Origin of the sequence: Telluribacter roseus, from assembly GCF_017355915.2 — a bacterium.
GTDB lineage: Bacteria > Bacteroidota > Bacteroidia > Cytophagales > Spirosomataceae > Telluribacter.
Window position 1 is genome coordinate 319447 of the sequence record NZ_JAFEUV020000002.1, and the last position, 20397, is coordinate 339843.

Annotated in this window: 19 protein-coding genes; 13 read left to right on the forward strand and 6 right to left on the reverse strand. The window is 49.4% G+C overall.

The window, feature by feature from the left end; all coding sequences use genetic code 11:
* Positions 1–153 precede the first annotated feature (153 nt).
* Positions 154–861 (forward strand): GntR family transcriptional regulator, encoded by a 708-nt coding sequence (locus tag JTN23_RS04600; RefSeq protein WP_247232717.1) that lies wholly within the window; start codon positions 154–156, stop codon positions 859–861.
* Positions 862–922: 61 nt separating this feature from the next.
* Positions 923–1684, forward strand: coding sequence for a deoxyribose-phosphate aldolase (gene deoC, locus JTN23_RS04605; protein WP_247232719.1), 762 nt, complete (start codon positions 923–925; stop codon positions 1682–1684).
* A 51-nt stretch (positions 1685–1735) separates the two neighbouring features.
* Here the strand turns inward: deoC and JTN23_RS04610 are convergent, their stop codons facing one another.
* Genes JTN23_RS04610 through JTN23_RS04620 form a run of 4 tightly spaced genes read right to left on the reverse strand, consistent with a single transcriptional unit; the run spans position 1736 to position 3373 of the window.
* Positions 1736–2134, reverse strand: a complete 399-nt coding sequence (locus JTN23_RS04610) for a PIN-like domain-containing protein (protein WP_247232721.1) — start codon at positions 2132–2134, stop codon at positions 1736–1738.
* On the reverse strand, positions 2134–2811 hold the full coding sequence (locus tag JTN23_RS04615) for a DUF433 domain-containing protein (RefSeq protein WP_247232723.1): 678 nt from the start codon (positions 2809–2811) through the stop codon (positions 2134–2136). The genes JTN23_RS04610 and JTN23_RS04615 overlap by 1 nt, the downstream gene beginning before the upstream one ends.
* Before the next feature lie 57 nt (positions 2812–2868).
* Complete coding sequence (gene yidD / locus JTN23_RS25975) at positions 2869–3138, reverse strand: membrane protein insertion efficiency factor YidD (RefSeq protein ID WP_409049430.1); 270 nt, start codon at positions 3136–3138, stop codon at positions 2869–2871.
* Between the two features lies 1 nt (position 3139).
* Positions 3140–3373 carry a DUF4177 domain-containing protein gene (locus JTN23_RS04620; RefSeq protein ID WP_247232725.1) on the reverse strand — a complete coding sequence of 78 codons (234 nt, stop codon included), beginning with the start codon at positions 3371–3373 and terminating at the stop codon, positions 3140–3142.
* A 209-nt stretch (positions 3374–3582) separates the two neighbouring features.
* On the opposite strand from JTN23_RS04620, the gene JTN23_RS04625 reads away from it, so the two are divergent.
* From JTN23_RS04625 to JTN23_RS04665, 9 genes are all read left to right on the forward strand, one after another.
* Positions 3583–5787 (forward strand): TonB-dependent receptor, encoded by a 2205-nt coding sequence (locus tag JTN23_RS04625; protein ID WP_247232726.1) that lies wholly within the window; start codon positions 3583–3585, stop codon positions 5785–5787.
* 92 nt (positions 5788–5879) lie between these two features.
* Positions 5880–6539, forward strand: a complete 660-nt coding sequence (locus tag JTN23_RS04630; protein WP_247232727.1) for a hypothetical protein — start codon at positions 5880–5882, stop codon at positions 6537–6539.
* A gap of 72 nt (positions 6540–6611) precedes the next feature.
* Positions 6612–8072 carry a histidine kinase gene (locus JTN23_RS04635; RefSeq protein WP_247232728.1) on the forward strand — a complete coding sequence of 487 codons (1461 nt, stop codon included), beginning with the start codon at positions 6612–6614 and terminating at the stop codon, positions 8070–8072.
* Between the two features lie 32 nt (positions 8073–8104).
* On the forward strand, positions 8105–8884 hold the full coding sequence (locus tag JTN23_RS04640; RefSeq protein ID WP_247232729.1) for a LytR/AlgR family response regulator transcription factor: 780 nt from the start codon (positions 8105–8107) through the stop codon (positions 8882–8884).
* A gap of 225 nt (positions 8885–9109) precedes the next feature.
* Positions 9110–9862 (forward strand): undecaprenyl pyrophosphate synthase, encoded by a 753-nt coding sequence (gene uppS, locus JTN23_RS04645; protein ID WP_247232730.1) that lies wholly within the window; start codon positions 9110–9112, stop codon positions 9860–9862.
* Between the two features lie 6 nt (positions 9863–9868).
* Positions 9869–12469, forward strand: coding sequence for an outer membrane protein assembly factor BamA (bamA, locus tag JTN23_RS04650; RefSeq protein ID WP_247232731.1), 2601 nt, complete (start codon positions 9869–9871; stop codon positions 12467–12469).
* A 49-nt stretch (positions 12470–12518) separates the two neighbouring features.
* The gene (locus JTN23_RS04655; protein ID WP_247232732.1) at positions 12519–13091 is read left to right on the forward strand and encodes an OmpH/Skp family outer membrane protein; all 573 of its coding nucleotides are present in this window, start codon (positions 12519–12521) and stop codon (positions 13089–13091) included.
* 35 nt (positions 13092–13126) lie between these two features.
* On the forward strand, positions 13127–13762 hold the full coding sequence (locus JTN23_RS04660) for an OmpH/Skp family outer membrane protein (RefSeq protein ID WP_247232734.1): 636 nt from the start codon (positions 13127–13129) through the stop codon (positions 13760–13762).
* A gap of 380 nt (positions 13763–14142) precedes the next feature.
* Entirely contained in the window at positions 14143–15753 is a 1611-nt protein-coding gene (locus JTN23_RS04665; protein ID WP_247232736.1) for a hypothetical protein, read from the forward strand.
* A gap of 41 nt (positions 15754–15794) precedes the next feature.
* On the opposite strand, the gene JTN23_RS04670 is transcribed toward JTN23_RS04665, so the two are convergent.
* Both JTN23_RS04670 and JTN23_RS04675 read right to left on the reverse strand, forming a co-directional pair.
* Positions 15795–16568: a lipoprotein signal peptidase gene (locus tag JTN23_RS04670; protein WP_247232738.1), complete on the reverse strand. Its 774-nt coding sequence runs from the start codon at positions 16566–16568 to the stop codon at positions 15795–15797.
* Between the two features lie 91 nt (positions 16569–16659).
* Positions 16660–17862 carry a proline dehydrogenase family protein gene (locus JTN23_RS04675; RefSeq protein ID WP_247232739.1) on the reverse strand — a complete coding sequence of 401 codons (1203 nt, stop codon included), beginning with the start codon at positions 17860–17862 and terminating at the stop codon, positions 16660–16662.
* Positions 17863–18064: 202 nt separating this feature from the next.
* On the opposite strand from JTN23_RS04675, the gene JTN23_RS04680 reads away from it, so the two are divergent.
* Together JTN23_RS04680 and JTN23_RS04685 are read left to right on the forward strand one after the other, a co-directional pair.
* A complete protein-coding gene (locus JTN23_RS04680; RefSeq protein ID WP_247232741.1) occupies positions 18065–19159 on the forward strand; it encodes a chorismate mutase in 1095 nt (364 codons plus the stop codon).
* A gap of 180 nt (positions 19160–19339) precedes the next feature.
* Positions 19340–20380, forward strand: coding sequence for a glycoside hydrolase family 43 protein (locus JTN23_RS04685; protein WP_247232742.1), 1041 nt, complete (start codon positions 19340–19342; stop codon positions 20378–20380).
* Positions 20381–20397: the final 17 nt, after the last annotated feature.

The window sequence follows — 20397 nt, forward strand, 5'->3', positions numbered from 1 at the left end:
CTACGTAAAATCCTTATTTAAGTACAGTATGCTATTGGATGGTTGTACTTTTAAAGGAGGAAATAGCTTTATACAAGAACTTTTAGAGGAGATTGATCTGCTAAGATATTGTTCTTGTATAGACAGGTTAGCAATACTTACAACGCCACCCGGATGGAATTAACACACTACCAGCGGTTGTACACTCAACTGAAAAGTCAGATACAGACCGGACATTACAAAGAGGGAGATCTGCTACCATCTGAAAACGAGCTCGGTGGCCAGCATAAAATAGCCCGTATGACTGTCCGAAGGGCGCTTACTGAACTGGCCAGAGAGGGGTACATTCGTAAGGTAAAGGGGAAAGGCAGTATTGTCAGTGCTACCCGCAAGTCGCTGGGGCTGCTTTCGTTCAAGGGCTTTTCGGAAGTGGTAGGAGCCGAGCACCAGGTCAAGACGATGATGCTGCGCATCCCCGCTTGTACCCCCTGGCCCGATCGCTTCTTTTATAGTCTGAATGATGATGAGGCAAAGACCGGCTGTATCTATTTCGAACGGGTCCGCTTCGTAAACGAAGAGCCCATTATGATCGAGTACACGTATCTGCCGCACTCGGGCCTGCACGACTTCTGCGAAAAACCGTTCGTAGATGGTTCGCTGTTCAAGACGCTCAGCGTGAATCACCAGATTGAAATTACTAATATAGAGCAGGATATTCGGGCTGTTTCGGCTGACGAAGTCACGGCTTTTCTGCTTAAGGTCAAACCGCTTACGCCACTGGTACAGATTTATCGCCGCTACCATACCAGCCGCCCTGACTACTACATTTATAGCCATCTGTACTGCAACACCGAGCAGTACACGATCAGCAATTTTCAGTAATACACCTTCATCATTTTTTGTACATCTTTTTAAAAAATAGCCTCCCGGGGCTACTACTATTATGAGCATAATTAACGAACTAGCCAAGATGATCGACCACTCGCTGCTTCATCCTACCATGACTGACGCCGACCTTAAGCAAGGTTGTGACATTGCGCGTCAGTACGAGGTGGCATCCGTGTGTATAAAACCCTACGCAGTAGCCGCCGCGGCTCAATGGCTCGCCGGATCGGATGTACTCGTGGGTACGGTCATTGGCTTTCCCCACGGCAATAGCCTCGTGAGCATCAAAGTAGCGGAGGCACTCCAGGCCTGTCGGGACGGCGCTACCGAGATAGATATGGTAGTGAACATAGGCAAGGTACTGCAGGAAGATTGGGACTACGTGAGGCAGGAGATCAAAGCCGTGACGGATGCCTGTCACGCGGAGGGAGCTATCGTGAAAGTTATTTTTGAAAACGACTACTTACCCAACGATACCTACAAGATCAGGTTATGCGAGATATGTAGTGAAGTAGGAGCCGACTTCGTCAAGACCTCCACCGGCTACGGATTTATGAAGGGGGGCGACGGCAAGTACTCCTACGAAGGAGCCACTGAGCACGACCTGAAGCTGATGCGCCAGCATAGTGCATCGCAGGTACAGGTAAAAGCCGCCGGAGGAGTACGTACACTGGATGACCTCCTGAAAGTACGGGAGTGGGGCGTCACCCGGATCGGTGCCACCGCTACCATCGCTATTATCGAAGAAGCCAAGAGTCGCTTCGGTGACGGAAGTACCGTAGCCCGCCCGGTAATATCCGATGATACAATTGGGTACTAGATAGTTAGGTAGAGAAAAGGGCGGCAGGTAGAAGAGATGAGTTTTAATAGCTTAAAGCTTTATAAACTTGCCGCCGTGCCTAAATTCAAAAGCATAAGGCCTTTGGTTTTGCCGATGCAGTTGTTTAAGTTCAGGCCATCGATTGACCAAAAGCTGTACCATTTCCCAGTACGTATAACCTCTCTTAGATGGAGGTTTTAGAAAAAATAAGCCTACGCCACATTGCTCAAACAGTTCTCTTTGCTGCCTTTTTCTAAAAATATTTACATCCTGCGTGATCACAGTTCCCCCTTGTTGTCCTACCTGTGGGATCCACTCTTCATCTTTGACTCCTCGTCCGAACACTTCTGGGATAGACAGTATTTCAATACTACTGCCGGTACCTTGTTCAAGGATATGTAGACCCCGAGCCAGATGTGGGGGTAAGTTTTCATCAATAAAAAATTTCATCAGGCGGCGCTTCTGCGGTGAAATTCAAGAGCATCCTGTACCTGGTCCACCGATAGGTCGTAAAGTTTGGCGATGGTTTCGACAGATTCTCCGGCTCTATATAAATTATATATTGTTTCGGTCAATATGGTGGTGCCTTCAATAACAGGCTGTCCAAATTTTCTTTCTGGATCTATTACTACCTGATGGTCTTTCCCAAGTGGGAAGAAGCGCCGGGCTAGCTGATTTTCATCAAACTCTATTCGTTGACAAAATGGCCGAATAACGTCAGTGATATACATTTGGAGGCTCGCATCTGCATCTATTATCTCTCCTACTTTATCGGTAAAAAGAATTTTACGGCCATCGGTCAATATGGGAAGAGTAGCAAAGGGATAAGCAGTTTTGAACCGGCTAGCTAAAACATCATGTGCTTTAATGATTTGTTGAGGGCTAATACCCTTCTCCCTTAATTGATAAAAAACGAAAAACTCTATGAGCGTGTGAAAGTTTGTTACTTGCTCTGAACCGACACCTTCGGAGTAGTACATACGAGTACTTTTGGTAAAATAGTTTTCCCAATACTCTTGCATCCATCGCTTTACTTTTCGGGCTGGTAAACGCAGTATCTTCGCTACCTCAGGAGTAGTGTAGATGCCGGTTCCAAAACCAAGTGTATGGGGAGTAATTGAGGTCATTATTTTAGTACGCCACAGTTTTATTACAAAGGTACTAATTCTATGCCAAGAACGGCCTTAAATAGTGTCGTTAAGTTCTGTTTCACCTACCATTTCACCTCTAACGGTAATAAGATATATTTTCTCTTCAATGATGGCAATTGTGTATCCAGGTCTGCAGTTACTCACTCTAAACAATAATGCCTTCAACGCCGCTCGAAAGCCTATTTTCTGGGATATTCTAAAAACGTGTCTTGAGCAGCTCTCTTTGAAAATACATCTAGGTTTAAGCTTCTGAGGCACGACAAGCCAGTAAAGGCGAATTAGAATCTGTAACAGCAAATTCATTTTAGGTTAATCTTTTAAAGATGAGCATATGATTAAATGATTGGGTGCTTTTTGCACCTATTCCAAAGCAACCGCTATCATTATAGACTGTTGGTACAGATTCGAGTTGTAGGTACTCCCAGCCATCAGCAACGTACACATCAATAAGTGATTGTAGTTGTTCTGATACGGTTTTCTCTCCTTTTTTAAAGTTGATAACTGCAGTGAAAGGAACAACTTTGTAAACTGGTTTCATAGGTAGTGGTATGATTTAGTTCTTCTGGTAAAGTACATCTTCTAAACTATGATATCCCACATAAAGGCTTTGATTTTATCTAACGGTTCATTTACTTCATTCTCAAAATCCTGAAATTCACTCTGCCGTTCGCGGCGGTTCGTCTGAATTGATTACCCGAGGGGCTTCGTAGCTGATAGTTTTGTGTCAACAACATAAAGCTGTTAGCCATGAAGCCTCTTTACATTTTACTCTTCCTGTTCACCACTACCGCCCAGGCCCAGACGCTCCTCAGCGGCAGGGTCACCGACCGGAAGGGGCATGCGCTGCCCGGCGCTAATGTATTTCTGAAAGGTACCTACGACGGAGCCACTACGGATACCCTCGGTAGATTCAGCTTCCGGACTTTTGAGAAAGATACGGCTACGCTGGCTGTCAGCTACATGGGCTATGAGCCGTTCGAGAAAAAGCTCCTGCTGAACCAGAAAGAGGTAGTACTGACCGTAAAGCTGGAAGAGCTCGCTACCGAGTTAAATACCGTAGTCATCACGGCGGGAGCCTTCGAAGCCTCAGATGAGAAGCGGATGGCCATGCTCAAGCCGCTGGACATCGTAACCACGGCCGGCGCCGCCGCCGACATCACAGGAGCCATGCAGCTACTGCCGGGGGCCCAGCGGGTAGGGGAGCAGGAGGGGCTGTTTGTAAGGGGAGGTTCGGGTCTGGAGTCCAAGGTAGTCATTGATGGCATGATCGTGCAGAACCCTTTCTTCAGCTCAGTACCCGACGTGCAGCAGCGGGGGCGGTTCAATCCCTTCATGTTTAAAGGTACTTCGTTTAGTACTGGTGGGTACTCAGCCCAGTACGGTCAGGCATTGTCGTCGGTACTGCTGCTGAATACGACCGACAAAACCAGCAACAACGGCCTGGGCGTAAGCCTCAACCTGGCCAGTGCAGGCCTCAACTACGACCACGCTACCGAGAAGCAGTCGGTGTCGGTGGTGGGATACTACGGCAACCTGAAGCCGCTCTTCGCGCTGGTGAGGCAGAACATCGAGTGGCTGCACGAGCCAGAGTTTGTAGGGTCGTCGCTGACCTACCGCCTCAATACATCCCAGACGGGCCTGCTGAAAGTGTACGGTATGTACTCCGACAGCCGTATGAGCATGAACTCAGTAGTACCCGGTACGGCAGGACCTGGTACTGCCGTACCGGGTGGCGAAGGTATCAAGAACCGCCTCGACCTGCACAACCGCAACGCCTTCACCACCAGTACCTACACCGATAGCTGGGGCGATGGTAAGTGGCTGCTCAACTCGGGCTTCTCGTACAGCCGCAATAGCGACGACATGGCATTTGACGGCCAGGGCATGGACCGGCTCGATGAGCGGACCCAGGCGCGGGTGGTACTTACACGGCTGCTGTCAGGAAATAATTCACTCTTGTTCGGAGGGGAGGTACATGGCATCAACCTGCAGAATGGCTTTGGTGGTATTAGCTATTCCTTGCGTGATCAATACGCGGCGGCTTTTGCCGAAACCGAAATCTACCTGAGTCGTCAGCTGGCCGGACGCGTAGGTGTCAGGACCGAGTACTCCTCTCTCCTCAACCGCTTCAACCTGGCGCCCCGGCTGTCATTGGCCTACAAGACAGGTGCCTACAGCCAGGTGTCGCTGGCGGCGGGGCAATTTTTTCAGAATCCTGACTACCGCTACCTATACCTAAACTCTAACCTGAACTTTGAGCGCGCCGACCACCTCATCCTGAACTACCAGGTGATGCGGAGCAGCCGTACCTTCCGGGTAGAGACTTTCTACAAGAACTACGCGCAGCTGGTGCGGGAGTACACGGGTCAGCCCGGATCGCCGGACCGCTTCGACACCAACCCCTACCGCTTCCCCTGGGGGCGCACCGACAATAGGGGCTACGGCTACGCTCAGGGCTTCGACCTGTTCTGGCGCGACCAGAAGACCGTCAAGGGGCTCGACTACTGGGTTACGTACAGCTACGTGGATACCCGGCGGCTGTTTCAGCAGTACCAGGTACTGGCTACGCCCACCTTTGCCTCCAATCATAACGTGAGCCTGGTGGCGAAGCGGTGGTTCGACAAGCTCAAAACCAGCGCGGGCCTCACCTACGCCTACACCAGCGGTCGCCCGTACTACAACCCCAACCACGAGCGATTCATGACCGACCGCACTCCGGCGGTACATAATGTGAGCTTCACGGCCAGCAAACTTACCAGCATCCGGGGCAACTTTGCAGTACTGTATATGGCCGTTGATAACCTGCTCAATACCCGTAACGTATTTACCTACCGCTACACCGCCGACGGACAAACCCGGTACGCCGTGGGACCGCAGAGTTACCGCAGCTTCTTTGTCGGGATGCAGATATTTCTGTCCCGCAAGGCAGTGGTAAAGCAGGAGGACTTATGATAATTATGAATGCTGAATGCGTGAATTATGAATGATTTTTTAAGATACATACCTGAAAAGAGCTAACAACTAACCGCTAACACCTAACTACCATGAAGACAACTCTTATTTCTGCCCTTGCCCTGGTACTATCCCTAACGCAGCTATTCGCCCAGAGTGACAAGTACAATCAAGCCATGACTACCACCGTGGACGCCCTTAACCAGCAGGAGGGCAAGCAGCCTGATGTGGCGGCTTTTCAGGAGCTAGCCAATCGCTTTGAACGTATTGCCGCGGCAGAGCCCAAAGAGTGGCTGCCCCGCTACCACGCCGCCTACTGCTACACCATGCTGGGCGTTATGGGAGATGACGCCAGTCAGAAAGAGCAACGGCTGGATAAAGCCGAAGCAATGCTGAAAGAAATGGAAACGCTGGCCGGGAAACCGAACGATGAAGTAGAGGTACTCAAAGCGTTTGTAACTCAGGCGCGGCTGGCTATTGATCCTATGTCACGCTGGCAGACCTACGGGGCCCAATTTGGAGAACACCTGGCGGCGGCTAAGGCGGCAAATGCCGACAATCCCCGCATCTATGTACTGGAAGGTACCAGCCTGTTCTATACGCCGGAGCAGTTTGGCGGTGGAAAGAAAGTGGCTAAGCCGGTACTTGAAAAAGCCTTGGAAAAATTCGTTACCTTTAAATCACCGGGCGCTATCTACCCGCAGTGGGGGAAGGGGCAGGCTGAGTGGATGGCAGCGCAGTGTAAGCAGTAATAGCAGAAGAACAGGCAGGTAGTGACCGTCCGATGGCAGATGTACATCGGACGGTCCTAAACATAAGTATATATGAACCGCGAAGAGCTGCTTGATAAGCAGAAATCAACCAAAGGACCTCTACGGGTACGTGGCACCTCCATGAACGATCAGGACTTCAGCCACATGGACCTGCCCGGGTCTGACTTTAGCTTTGCCAGCCTCAACCGGGCCAATTTTGAAGGGACTAACTTACAAAATGCCAACTTTAAGTTTTCTTCTCTGAAAGGGGCCAACTTCCGGAATGCCGATCTGACCGGTGCGGATCTGAGCTTCAGTAACCTGGTAGGAGCGGATCTGACCGGAGCCCGAATCAGTGGAGCCAACTTTAGCTTTTCGGCCAAGAGCAGTAGTTGCTCCAACTGGCGCGAGCTGAGCCTGACGGGGCTACTGCAGAGCCAGAGCTGGATGGCTACGGTACTGGCTATCCTGATGGGGGCGGTTATTGTCTATGGCGTGAGTGGTATTGTTTACTTTACCAATCAGATGTTGACGGCGTCGGACCCGCTGGTGATGCGGCTTAATCAGTGGGTAGTCATGAACAACATCCTGGCCGGTGTTATGACGGTAGTAGTTACCCAGATGGTTTCGTCCTGGCTGGAGACTGCCTTCAAAAACTCGTATGTACAGCATACCATTCTGTCGTTGATCATACTCATTTCCTACCTTACGCTGACGAGCGCCTTTTACTTCTGGCAGGGGCGGGCCATATTCACCAGGGCCGAAATTCAGTCAGTAGGCCAGTTTCGCAACGCTCCCTGGTATGTCTATACATTTGGTCCCTTACTGGTGTCAAACATCTTTTACTACCTGGGCCGGCAGGGACGGCAGCTCACCCGCAAGATCTCTGAGCAGGAGTATCAGCTCCTCAACCTCGAAAAGCTCAAGACCCGAGCGGAGCTGGATGCGCTGCAGGCGCGTATCAGTCCGCACTTTCTGTACAATTCACTCAATAGCATCGCCAGTCTGGTACACGAAGACCCGGATAAGGCCGAAGAGATGACCCTGCTGCTCTCGCGGTTATTCAGGTACACTACAGGGCGCAAAAACAACGACTACTTTGATACCGTCACGCAGGAGCTTGAGATGGTCAGGACGTACCTGCAGGTGGAGCAGGTACGCTTTGGTGACCGGCTTCAGTACAAGGTAGAAGTGGCCAACCCGGACCTGAATGAACTGAGTATTCCCAAGTTTATACTACAACCCCTGGTCGAAAATGCTATTAAGCACGGTATTTCCCGGCTGGCCGATCAGGGATGTATTGTGGTACGTATCTATGAGGCCAGTGACTGGCTGCACCTGTGTGTGCAGGACAATGGTCCCCAGTTTTCCGAAGGCATGGGCGGCGGCTATGGGATCCGGAGCATTCAGGACAAACTAAAGCTGCTCTACGGCGGCGATGCTCGGCTCGAGCTGCATAACCAGCCCGTTAAGTACGTTGACATTGCCATCCGGTTGTCGCGTTTACACCAGGAGCCAGCTCCTGTTGCTTAACCCAGATTATCAGTACTATTACTTCACTTACTATGCAATTTCCTCTACGAACCATACTTATTGATGACGAGCAGCTAGCCCTGAACCGCCTGCGGCGATTGCTGGAAAAACATCCGGACGTATTTCAGATTGTAGCCGAGGCCCGTAACGGGGCAGAAGGGCTTCTCGTGCTGGAAGAGTACCGGCCCGACCTTATTTTTCTGGATATCGAAATGCCGCTCCTGAACGGGTTCGAGATGCTGGCCCGGGTAACTACCATGCCTATGGTGATATTTTCTACCGCCTATGACCAGTACGCCATCCGGGCCTTCGAGGAAAATTCTGTTGACTACCTGCTGAAGCCCATCGAGAACGAACGCCTCCTGAAAACCATTGATAAGCTACGTACCCTGGTGCACAACGGTCAGCAGAATCAGGAGCTGAATCCCTACGCCGATAACCTCCTGCGCCTGCTCGAGCAGATGAAGCCTAAGAAGGAGCTGTTTTCACTGTCGGTCAAGACGGGCGACAAGATCCTGCTGGTACCCCTGACCGAAATCACCCATTTTGAGGCGGAGGACAAATATGTGTTCCTGAATACCCTGACCGGACAGAAATATTTATTGAACTATACCCTGACTACCTTGGAAGAAAAGCTGCCTAACCATTTTGTACGGGTAAGCCGGTCAGGTATTGTTAATACGCATCATATCGGCGAAATTCAAAAGTATTTCAATGGCAAATATCTGATACTGATGCGTGACCGTAAGTCCTCCCAGCTGCAGACAGGTAGTACCTACAGCGATAGTATCCGCCATCTTATTGATTTATAATACAATTGATAGTATCTATTCCGCAGGAGATGCTTTGAAGAGGGCTTACTTATTCCTAAATTGCGCCCCTGTTTTTAGTTGGCTGCTCCTCCTCTTTTGATAACCGCTGGCTCACATGCTTTCGGGCAATGGCATAATTGGAAAGGTCCGGAAGAGTCAACTATGGGCAGATGCAACTATGTCTATACTATTAATTGTTAAAAAAAGTTAAAAGAGGCCTGCGGAATGAAAGAACTGATTGACCAGAGCAATCTACCAAAGCACATAGCCGTTATCATGGACGGTAACGGACGGTGGGCGCAGAAGCAGGGCGCGGCGCGTATATTCGGGCATCGCAACGCGATCAAGGCGGTGCGTGAAGTATCAGAAGGATGTGCCGAACTGGGAGTGGGATATCTGACACTCTACGCATTTTCAACCGAAAACTGGGCACGTCCCCGAATAGAAGTACAAGCCCTCATGGAGCTTCTGGTGCATACCATCCGAGATGAACTTCCCACATTGCAAAAGAATAACATACGTCTGGACTCAATAGGTGACCTGAACAGTCTGCCTGACGGCTGTCGTCGCGAACTTGCTGAAGCAATCGAAAAGACCCGTACCAATACTGGCCTTAATCTGATACTTGCCCTGGGATACAGTGGCAAATGGGATATCGTACAGGCTGTTCAGCAGCTGGCTCAAGAAGTTAAATCGGGTCAGTTACAACCCGAAGACATCTCTGAGGGTCTTGTAAATGAGCGGCTTGCTACGCAGGGACGTCCCGACGTGGACCTCATGCTACGTACCGGCGGCGATCATCGCATTAGTAACTTTCTGTTGTGGCAGCTGGCTTATGCTGAGCTGTATATCTACGAAGACGTATTCTGGCCCGATTTCCGCAAGAAGCACCTGTACGAGGCTATTTTGTCCTACCAGCAGAGGGAGCGGCGCTTCGGCAAAACCAGCGAACAGGTAAAAGTGGGTGGCGTTAAATAAATGAATATGAACCTCTTCAGATCTATTAGTAAAAATTTTGATCGCTTCGGCATCCGCACCGGCTCGGCTCTGGTGGCACTGCTGCTGGGTCTGTCCCTTTCAACTGAGGCGCAGCGCATCGGATTGGGTAGTGGTAACGCCAACGCCCCTCGGTCTACTTCCGAACTGGATTATGCCAACCCCAAGGAGTACGAAATCGCAGAGGTAACGGTATCGGGAACCCAGTTCCTGGACCCCAACTCCATGATTTCCATCTCGGGCCTCAAAGCAGGTGATAAGATACGGGTACCGGGTCCGGCCGTTACATCTTCCATCCGTCGTATGATGGACTTTGGTACACTGGATGATGTCGAAATCATGTACACCAAGATCGAGGGCGACAAGATATGGCTGAACATAGACATTAAGGAGCGTCCCCGTCTGTACAAGGTAACTTTCTCGGGAATCCGGAAAGGGGAGCAGACTACGCTGAACGATAAGGTAAAGCTGATAAAAGGTCGGGTAATCACACCGACCATCATCAAGAACACGCAGCTGGTGATCAAGAAGTTCTTTATGGACAAAGGCTTCTATAATACTACTGTTAAAGTAGTACAGATCCCTGACTCTTCACGCGGACAGGCTACCCTAAACTTCATTGTCGATAAGGGCAAGAAGGTAAAAATTGAAGAAATTAATATTGAAGGCAACGAGGCCATAGCCGACTCCAAACTTAAGCGCAAGCTAAAGGGTACCAAGGAGAAGAAACTGTGGCACGTATTTACGCCTTCCAAGTTTATACCTAAAAAGTACGACGAAGACAAGGATAAGCTCATTGCCTACTACCGTAAGAACGGGTACCGCGATGCTACCATCGAGTATGATACCGTAAAGCACGCCGGCGAAAACCTGCGTATTGTAATGCGGATTGACGAAGGTCCTAAGTACTACTACCGCAATATCACCTGGGAGGGCAACTACCTGCATACCGACCAGCGCCTGAGTACGATACTGGGACTCAAAAAAGGAGACGTGTACAACCCCGAGGAACTTGATAAGAAGGTAAACGGGATACCAGGAGCCGATGTTAGCTCACTGTACATGGATGATGGTTACCTGTACTTCAGCGCCCGCCCTATCGAAAAAGCCGTTGAAGGTGACTCTATCGATATTGAGATGCGCATTTTTGAAGGCAAGCAGGCTACCATCAATCGAATCATCCTGAACGGAAATACCAAGACCAGCGACCGCGTAGTACTTCGCGAATTATTCACCCTGCCGGGACAGAAGTTTAGCAAGACCGAGCTGATCAATACCCAGCGTCAGCTGTCGCAGATGGGGTACTTTGATCCTGAAAAGATCCAGATCAACCCTGTGCCCAACCAGGCTGATGGTACCGTAGATATCGAGTACACTGTGGAAGAAAAACCCTCTGATCAGATCGAGCTCTCCGGTGGATGGGGAGGTTATATCGGATTTGTAGGTACCCTGGGACTAGTATTTAACAACTTCTCTCTGCGCAATATACCCAACCGCTCTACCTGGCGGCCGCTGCCTTCGGGTGATGGGCAGAAGCTGGCGGTACGCTTCCAGGCCAACGGACGTCAGTTCCAGACGTACTCGCTCTCGTTCAGCGAGCCTTGGTTTGGTGGTCGTAAGCCTATCAACTTAGGAGTAGCTCTGACTCGTACCGTATACCGCATCAGCGACTACTCACAGATGTGGAGCAGAGTGTCAGCTAGAGATCGTAACTTCATAGGATCGTACTACAACAATGGTATTACTTTCTCGCTGGGGCGTCGTCTGAAGGAGCCGGATCGCTTCATGGTATTGAGTCACTCCCTGTCGTTGCAGCGTTACCGCCTGGACAGCCTTGACTTCTTCAACATTGGCTACCGCAATGGTATCTCTAATAATATTACGTTCAATACTACCCTATCGCGTAATACATTGAGTGACTTCCAGTACCCACGCAGTGGATCGTCGTTCTCACTGAGCTCTACCCTTACACCACCTTACTCGTTGTTCCGTCAGAAGGAGTTCAGCGATGAGCAGGATCGCTTCCGCTGGGTAGAGTATCACAAATGGATGCTTGACGCCAGCTGGTATGCAACCATCACTGGTAAGCTCGTCGTAAGTGCCCGGGCCCACATGGGTTTCCTGGGTAGCTACGGAGATAAAGTCGGACTCAGTCCCTTCGGTCGGTTTATCGTAGGGGGATCGGGTCTGGCCGGACAGGGATCCTTCGCTCTGGCTGACCAGGATATCATCGGTCTGCGCGGATATGAAGACCGTAAAGTAGGTCCATTGAACCCCAGCGGAACTTTGGCCGGCGGTGGTGGTGTTGTATATAACAAATACGTGATGGAATTGCGTTATCCCGTTTCGCTCAACCCACAGGCTACCATCTTTGTACTGAGCTTCCTCGAAGGAGGTAATAACTGGGGTAACTACCGTGACTACAATCCTTTTGATGTCAAGCGTTCGGCCGGGGTAGGAGCACGTATATTCATGCCAGCCTTTGGTTTGTTAGGTATCGACTGGGGATATGGTTTCGACCGGATTCAGGGCTCGCAGACCCGCAGTGGTGGACAATTCCACTTCACAATTGGTCAGCAAATACGATAATATTGGGCAAGAGTGTTCGTTATAGTGTGCAAAAAATAAGCCCCTTCGCATGAACAAGTTCCTAATTTTAGTAGTTTTGTCGTCCATTTTGTCGGTAACGGCTCAGGCTCAGAAGATTGGCTATGTGGACATGGAGTTTGTGACCAGCAAAATGCCCGAATACCAGAAAGCCCAAGCCGAAATCAATCAGTTTTCGGAAAAGTGGGCGAAGGATATTCAGGAAAAGTTCAGGGAGGTAGATCGTCTGCAGCGGGCTTATATGGCTGAGGAAGTACTACTAACCGATGAGCTTAAACGGAAGCGGCAGAACGAAATCAAAGAGAAAGAGCTCGAAGCCCGCGAGTACAACAACAAGGTTTTTGGCATGAATGGCATGCTGTTTGAGAAAAAAAAGGATCTCATGAAACCGGTTATGGAAAAAGTGCAGCGGGCAGTAGACAAAGTAAGTGCCCAGCGGCGTCTTGACTTCCTGTTCGACAAGTCCAGCGACTTTGTGATGATCTATACTAATCCCAAGCATGATTATACAGATTACATCATGGAGGAATTGGGAATTGAATTAAAGCCTGCCGCCGCCGCATCGACAGCCAGTCAGACGGTAGCGCAACCCACTAAAAAATAGTACTTTAACCAGAAAACCAAAATAGTTACATACCAATGAAAAACAAATTGTTTGCTTTGTTGGCGGTATTTGCCCTAGCTAGCGCCCCCCTCCTGGCTCAGACTACCGCATCGACAACCCCTACTAAGATAGGATACACTAACGTGGATTTTGTACTTGGTAAGTTGCCTGATAGCAAGAAGATCCAAAACGAACTAGAAGTAACCAAAGCTCAGTTAGACAAAGCTCTTTCTGATAAATATAAGGAGTTCCAGGATAAACTTGACGTTTATAACAAGACTGCCGGTAACATGACTGATGTGATCCGTGCGGATAAAGAGAAAGAACTGCAGAATCTGCAGGGTTCTATCCAGGACTTCCAGCGTAACTCAGAGCAGTCTCTTCAGAACAAGTATCAGCAGCTGCTAGAGCCTGTACTGGCCAAGATCAATACGGCTATTCAGGACGTAGGTAAAGAGAACGGTTACCTGTACATCCTGAACTCTGATGCAGGTGCTAACACAACTCCTATCCTGCTGTACGTTGGTTCAGAAGATAACAATGTAACTGACATGGTACTGAGAAAGCTTGGTGTTGATCCCAAAGCGGTTGAGCAGCCTGCTGCTGCTAAGCCAGCTGCTGCACCAGCCACCAATGCGAATAAGGCTAACACACCGGCTCCTAAGAAGTAATCAGGACTGGTCATAGTTATAAGCAGAGAGCGGGGCTGTTAAGCCTCGCTCTTTCTATTTTTAACGCAGCTGCGAAAGCTTTGTGATAATAGATTAGTGATAGGGTTGGTCTGCTGCCGGGGAGGGTTATCCGATGTTTTGAGGAGCTTTCAAGGCACTCTGAGCGACAGAAGGTGTACTGACTATATTCCTACCAGGAGCTTTTCTTATTGTATAGTATACAAGTTGCTTCGTGGAAAATTGCAATTCAGAGTGCGTAGGATTAGCACGTAGCCATTTGAAAATTAAAATAGCACAAAACTAGCCTTGGTAGATACGCTATTCATTAATTTTGCGTTACAACAAGGTATCCCCGCGTATAGACACATATTGAAATATACATGTATTTACTTAGGAGATTTAGCGGCTGGCTATTTGCATTACTTGCTACACTACCCGCTATTGCACAGGACCAATCAAATAATGCCACCAATTCGGAAGCCCTACAACTGATACTTCCTGCCAGACCCGAATGGAGTACGGTGGAAGAGGGGCAGGAGGTGACTTTTCAGCTAGCCAGCCGGGGCGGAAAAGCCGATACTGTCTATTATAGTATAGTAAAGGGACGCCAGGAAGGGATGATCTTTGACACCCTTGGCAAATTTTCATGGAAGCCTTCCTACGATATCGCCGATCGTATCAATACGGTAAAGACCATACCGGTGGTATTTGAAGCGCATACTACCTCTGGCGAAAGTGCTACTCAACAGGTCAATTTTAAGGTGGTGCATGTAAACCGTCCTCCTGAGGTAGATGAGCTACGCCCGTTCTATGTAAAGTATAGCAATCAGAATACGTACCAGATTGATATGAATGCGGTACGTGATGCTGATAATGATCCTATCGTAATCATACCCGTTGCGGAGCAAATGCCCGAAGGTATGCGTGTATCGGCCTCTGGTGAGGTAGTCTGGACTCCTTCTCTTAGGCAGTTTAACATTTTAAAGGATGGAGGACCTCGTTATATAGAGTTTTACGTTGAAGACCAGCCCGCAAAGGCTCGTACGAAAGGGCGGTTGAAGCTGGAGATCACACAGATGGACCTTGAGCCGGAGATTACTGCCGTGCCGAAGGACCTGGTCATAAAGAGCAAGGAGAATAGTACGATCAATATCAAGTTCTTCCTGTCGGATCCTAACGGGGATGATGATATTGTGGCTTTTGACTTTATCTCAGAAAACCGCAGCGTTCCCTCTAAAGCCCTGGTTAAGAATACACCTACCAACTATGAGTTTATCTGGGAACCGGGATATGACTTTGTTAAAGATCCATTCGATTCGCTTGCTTTTAATATTACATTTTATGTGCTGGACAAGGCCAAGAACCGGAAGGAGCGAAAGTACCGGTTTGTGATCCAGAATACCGTAAACGAAAACCAGCGCGATAAATACCTGTATACGCTGTATCGTCAGTCTTTGGTAAATGCATGGGGACTTCTGGAGCAGATGAAAGAGAAAGAAGAAGAGCTCAAAAGAGGCTACCGCCGCGCCAAGAAGGGTAAACAGAACCGCTCGGTAGTGAATGCTTCGCTAGGGGCTGCTACGGGTCTGGCACCGGTTATAGTGAACACGAATAATCCGGAGTCCCAGATGGTGCAACGACGAATATCTACCATAGGTGGTACTACCGTAATGACCATAGGTACCCTGGAGGCTACCGAGGTAATCGGGAAGTCAACCAAAGACCTGCTGGATCGCTTCAACTACGTGATGGAGAAGAAAAGTGACCTGCAATATAAAGGTGATATATTTGCCCGTGAGTATGCTCTTAAGTCAGCGCGACGTAATCCTGACTTTATCCGTAAGCTTGATGAATTCAGGGCTGTAATGAACCTGAAAGGGCTGGTGGCTCTGGAACTGGACGCCAACTGGGAGAATAAGAAGGAAGCTACTGATAAGGCCATAAAGAGAGCCTTCAAGGATTTTTCTCCTCTGGAGGATGATACGCAGTAGATAACTCTGATCAACATATAGACAAAGAAAAAGGAAGCGTGTTACACGCTTCCTTTTTCTTTGTCTTCCGTGGTAGGATCCGGATCTCCTGAACTGGCGGTAGGATATTCAGTATCAGGAGTAATGGTATTAGTAGTAGTAATGGTGTTATCTTCTTCTGGTTCGGTAGTGGCTACTACTGCATCATCATCGTGCTTAGGTTCTTCGCTATGCTCATCCTCTTCGTTCATTGGAGAGGTAAAGAAATGACTCTGGAAAATCAGGATAAAACATACTCCTACGAATATACAGGCATCGGCTATGTTGAAGATGGGCGTCGAGTAGTACTGCCCTCCCCATAAAGGTACCCAGTCGGGAATAAAGCCCTCCCAGAAGTCAACAAAGATCATATCTACTACCTGCCCGTGGAACCAGGGGGTAGGTGATCCGTAGGGAGCATTGCCCAGAAACACACCGTAGAATGTACTATCAATAACATTACCCACGGCTCCGGCCAGGATCATGGATAGGGCCCATAACAGGCCCGAAGCAGCGCCCCGGTAGGCCAGGTGAACCAGGTACCAGCCAATGGCACCCATAGCTACCAGGCGAAACAGCGTCAGGAATAACTTGCCGTACTCATGCCCCAGCTGCATTCCAAAAGCCATACCCGGATTAAGTACGTAGTGAAGCTTAAGCCAATCGCCAATCAGACTGATCTGTCCCGAGAAGCCGGGCTCCATATTGAAGTGTACCAGTAACTTGGAAGCTTGATCTATGCCAATCAGCAATAGGCTGAAAAGTAAGTACTTAATAGGGTTTTTGGGCTGGTTCATCCTGCACGGGTTAAAAAAATTTCTTCCTTAGCATACCTCGAAAGTAAGCTAAGGAAGTCAGTAAGATGCAAAAATAAGCTTTTTTCCAGGCTTACATAGTACTTATGCCGCGGCGTTTGATTTCGCTCTTTACCAACAGGTACTCACGGCTACTCTGTCCGGCTATGGATTTGTTCTCCTGAGCCCGTCGGAACAGGTAAGGCATCACGGCGTCGATAGGTCCGTAGGGTACGTATTTAGCTACATTATACCCAGCTTTGGCCATATTGTACGATATATTATCACTCATCCCCAGCAGCTGAGCAAACCACACCCGCTGGTCATTCTGTGCGATCCCTCTTTTCTTCATTTTGTGGGCGCAGCACAGCGAGCTGTACTCATTATGGGTACCCAGGCATATAGCCACATGTTCAATGTGCTCCAGGCAGAAGTCAATGGCAGCATTGAAGTCATTATCAGTAGCTGCTTTGGTCTTATGAATGGGATCACAACACTCATTTTCGCGGGCACGCACGCGCTCCTTTTCAATGTAAGCACCACGTACCAGCTTAGCTCCCAGATAATATCCCTTTTCGCGGGCAGTCAGGTAGGCGTTCTTGAGCTGTCCCAGAGTTTCGTGACGGTACAGCTGGTACGTATTATAAACGATGGGCTGCTTACGGTTGTACTTGTTCATCATCTCATAAGCAAGCTGATCAATTACATCCTGAATCCAGCTCTCTTCCGCATCAATAAAGATACGCACGCCCTTGGTATGGGCGCGGGAGCAAAGGCTGTTGACGCGCGAACGAATCCGCTCGTAGGCTTCCCGTTCTTCGGTGGTAAGCTCCGTCTTATGTTGTACTTTTTCCAGAAGCTCCATAGCACCGATACCAGTTACCTTGAATACAGTAAAGGGAATATGCTCGGACACAGCTGCTTTATCGATAGTACGTAGTATCTCGGCGGTAGTAGCTTCAAAAGACTCCTCACTACCTTCCCCTTCTACCGAGTAGTCCAGAATGGTGCCTATACCCGACTGACCCAGAGCCGATATGGTTTTTTCGCAGTCGGTAATGGTCTCACCACCACAGAATTGTTCAAAAATGGTGTTCCGAATAAGATTTTTTACAGGTAAGCGTAACTCTAGAGCTAACTTTATAAAAAAAGTACCTAAATTTACAAGCCATGCCTGATTCATCATGGCAAAGAGCCAGTAGGTTTTACGAAGTTTTGAATCAGACTGGGAGGCGAAGGCTACCGAAGTGTCTTCAAATAATACAGGTGATATGTCTTGTTGCGCTATAGAAGCCATTTTTATACTTTAGCAGGTTTTCTAAGTCAATGTTACAACGTCATTTTACCTCTATAACATACTCAAAAACAAAACAGTTTATCAATCACAGAGGTGGTTTAGTTGTTGGGGCAACAAAATTAGTGAAACCGTTGAATACCCTTAACACCCTCCTGAACATTTATAGTAGTTTTTATTTTTATAATAGGTTAAGTTGTTGATTATGAATGCTTCGTTAGACATCCTACCGCTCAGTAGCTGGATCAATACCGACGGTAAGCCCTTGGTGATTGCCGGACCGTGCAGTGCCGAAACCGAGGAACAAGTTTTAGAAACCGCAGCCCAGATCAAAGAAGAAGGTTTTGCGCATGTAATCCGGGCCGGTGTCTGGAAACCACGTACGCGTCCGGGAAGCTTTGAAGGTATGGGTGAAGCCGCTCTGCCCTGGCTGCAGTCGGTTAAGAAGGAGACAGGTTTGCCTGTTGCCGTAGAGGTGGCTACTCCGCAGCACGTGGAGCTGGCGCTGAAATATGGCGTTGATATACTATGGATCGGAGCCCGTACTACGGTAAACCCCTTCAATGTACAGGAGCTGGCTGATGCTCTGAAAGGTGTGGATGTACCTGTGCTGATCAAAAACCCCGTAAACCCTGATCTTCAGCTATGGGTAGGTGCATTTGAGCGCCTCAACCAGGCTGGTGTACGGAAGCTGGGAGCTATCCACCGTGGTTTCTCTAACGCTCAGGAGACGAAGTTCCGTAACTCGCCTATGTGGCAGATCGCCATTGAGCTGAAGACGCTCTTCCCACAACTGCCCGTTATTGGTGACCCTAGCCACATGGCCGGTAAGCGTGCTTACCTGTTTGAGCTGGCTCAGCGTGCACTTGACCTGAACTATGACGGTCTGATCATCGAGTCACACCGTGACCCTGATAAAGCGTGGTCGGATGCAGCACAGCAGCTGACTCCTGCCGCCCTAGGCGAAATGCTCCACGAACTACACGTACGTCGTGAGTCGTACGGTAGCGAGTACCAGAGCCAGCTTGAGATCATCCGTGGCAAAATTGATCACCTGGATCGTGAGCTACTGGAGAATCTGGCTGCTCGTATGTCTTTGATTGAAAAACTAGCCGAATACAAGCGTGACAACAACGTAGCGGCTTACCAGGTAGATCGTTTCCGGGAGGTACTGAAAACTCGTGAAGAGTGGGGCAAGAGCCTTAACCTGTACCCAACCCTGGTAGACGAGCTGTTCAAACTGGTACATATGGAATCAATTCGGAAACAAACCGAAGTAATGAACCAAGTTAGCGCGTAATATACGCTGATGTAGTATAAAAAAGCTGCTTTCGAAAGAAGGCAGCTTTTTTTGTTTGATACGTTAGCCAAGCAGCAACTCTGCTACTTTCTCCGTAAAAATAGAAGCCTGCCATCAGTAGGAGACTAAGGTTTGTCCTGTTTTAAGAGTAACTAGTCACTCTCTACTCTTATTACTCTTATGAAGCGCCTTATTTTCTTACTGCTGCTGATATGTGGTGAAGTGGCGGGACAGGATACCTTTACCAATCCGCTGCTGCCTTCCGGCCCTGACCCGTGGAGTATCTACAAAGATGGGTACTACTACTATATGCATACCGTAGGCAACCGGCTTGTGCTCTGGAAAACCGACAACCTGGCCCGACTCCCCCAGGCGGAGCAGAAGACGGTCTGGACTCCGCCCGCCGAAGGTCCCTACTCACGTAATATCTGGGCACCTGAGATCCATTACCTCCGGGGCAAGTGGTACATCTACTTTGCAGCTGATAACGGTAAGAACGAAAACCACCGGCTGTGGGTACTTGAGAATGCATCTGCTGACCCCCTGCAGGGTGAATGGGTACTTAAAGGAAAACTCGCCGACCCCGGCGATCACTGGGCTATTGATGGCTCCGTATTTGAGCATCAGGGACAGCTCTACCTGGTATGGTCGGGCTGGGAGGGGTACCAGAATGGCCAGCAGGATATCTACATCAGCAAGATGAAGAACCCCTGGAGCCTTGAGGGAGAGCGGGTGAGGATAGCTACGCCCACCTACGACTGGGAGCGGCACGGTACCATCAATGACTGGCAGAAAAAGGGGGAGCCACCCGTGGTACTGGTCAACGAAGGACCGCAGGTACTGATTCGCGGCAGCAAGGTACACATCATCTATTCGGCCAGTGGCTGCTGGACCGATCACTACGCCCTCGGCCGGATCACCGCCCCGGCTACCGCCAACCTACTGGATCAAGCATCCTGGAAGAAGCACCCCCTGCCCGTGTTTGAGCAGTCGCCTGAGAATGGCGTATACGGTACGGGTCACAACTCCTTTTTTACCTCGCCCGACGGCCGGGAAGACTGGATCCTGTACCACGCCAACTCCGAACCCGGGCAAGGCTGCGGACGACTACGCTCACCCCGAACCCAGAAGTTCGTATGGGATGCGGACGATAATCCGGTATTCGGCAAGCCTGTTCCGGCCGGCACCCTTCTGACCGTGCCATCAGTAGGGGTCAGGTAGGTCTCTTACTCTTCTGG

Excerpts from the sequence above, each read along its gene's own strand:
- deoC (WP_247232719.1), top strand. The coding sequence starts at position 923 with ATGAGCATAATTAACGAACTAGCCAAGATGATCGACCACTCGCTGCTT.
- JTN23_RS04670 (WP_247232738.1), bottom strand. The coding sequence starts at position 16,568 with ATGAACCAGCCCAAAAACCCTATTAAGTACTTACTTTTCAGCCTATTG.
- JTN23_RS04655 (WP_247232732.1), top strand. The coding sequence starts at position 12,519 with ATGAACAAGTTCCTAATTTTAGTAGTTTTGTCGTCCATTTTGTCGGTA.
- JTN23_RS04635 (WP_247232728.1), top strand. The coding sequence starts at position 6,612 with ATGAACCGCGAAGAGCTGCTTGATAAGCAGAAATCAACCAAAGGACCT.
- JTN23_RS04685 (WP_247232742.1), top strand. The coding sequence starts at position 19,340 with ATGAAGCGCCTTATTTTCTTACTGCTGCTGATATGTGGTGAAGTGGCG.
- JTN23_RS04660 (WP_247232734.1), top strand. The coding sequence starts at position 13,127 with ATGAAAAACAAATTGTTTGCTTTGTTGGCGGTATTTGCCCTAGCTAGC.
- JTN23_RS04665 (WP_247232736.1), top strand. The coding sequence starts at position 14,143 with ATGTATTTACTTAGGAGATTTAGCGGCTGGCTATTTGCATTACTTGCT.
- JTN23_RS04675 (WP_247232739.1), bottom strand. The coding sequence starts at position 17,862 with ATGGCTTCTATAGCGCAACAAGACATATCACCTGTATTATTTGAAGAC.
- JTN23_RS04610 (WP_247232721.1), bottom strand. The coding sequence starts at position 2,134 with ATGAAATTTTTTATTGATGAAAACTTACCCCCACATCTGGCTCGGGGT.
- JTN23_RS04630 (WP_247232727.1), top strand. The coding sequence starts at position 5,880 with ATGAAGACAACTCTTATTTCTGCCCTTGCCCTGGTACTATCCCTAACG.
- yidD (WP_409049430.1), bottom strand. The coding sequence starts at position 3,138 with ATGAATTTGCTGTTACAGATTCTAATTCGCCTTTACTGGCTTGTCGTG.
- bamA (WP_247232731.1), top strand. The coding sequence starts at position 9,869 with ATGAACCTCTTCAGATCTATTAGTAAAAATTTTGATCGCTTCGGCATC.
- JTN23_RS04640 (WP_247232729.1), top strand. The coding sequence starts at position 8,105 with ATGCAATTTCCTCTACGAACCATACTTATTGATGACGAGCAGCTAGCC.
- JTN23_RS04600 (WP_247232717.1), top strand. The coding sequence starts at position 154 with ATGGAATTAACACACTACCAGCGGTTGTACACTCAACTGAAAAGTCAG.
- uppS (WP_247232730.1), top strand. The coding sequence starts at position 9,110 with ATGAAAGAACTGATTGACCAGAGCAATCTACCAAAGCACATAGCCGTT.
- JTN23_RS04625 (WP_247232726.1), top strand. The coding sequence starts at position 3,583 with ATGAAGCCTCTTTACATTTTACTCTTCCTGTTCACCACTACCGCCCAG.
- JTN23_RS04615 (WP_247232723.1), bottom strand. The coding sequence starts at position 2,811 with ATGACCTCAATTACTCCCCATACACTTGGTTTTGGAACCGGCATCTAC.
- JTN23_RS04680 (WP_247232741.1), top strand. The coding sequence starts at position 18,065 with ATGAATGCTTCGTTAGACATCCTACCGCTCAGTAGCTGGATCAATACC.
- JTN23_RS04620 (WP_247232725.1), bottom strand. The coding sequence starts at position 3,373 with ATGAAACCAGTTTACAAAGTTGTTCCTTTCACTGCAGTTATCAACTTT.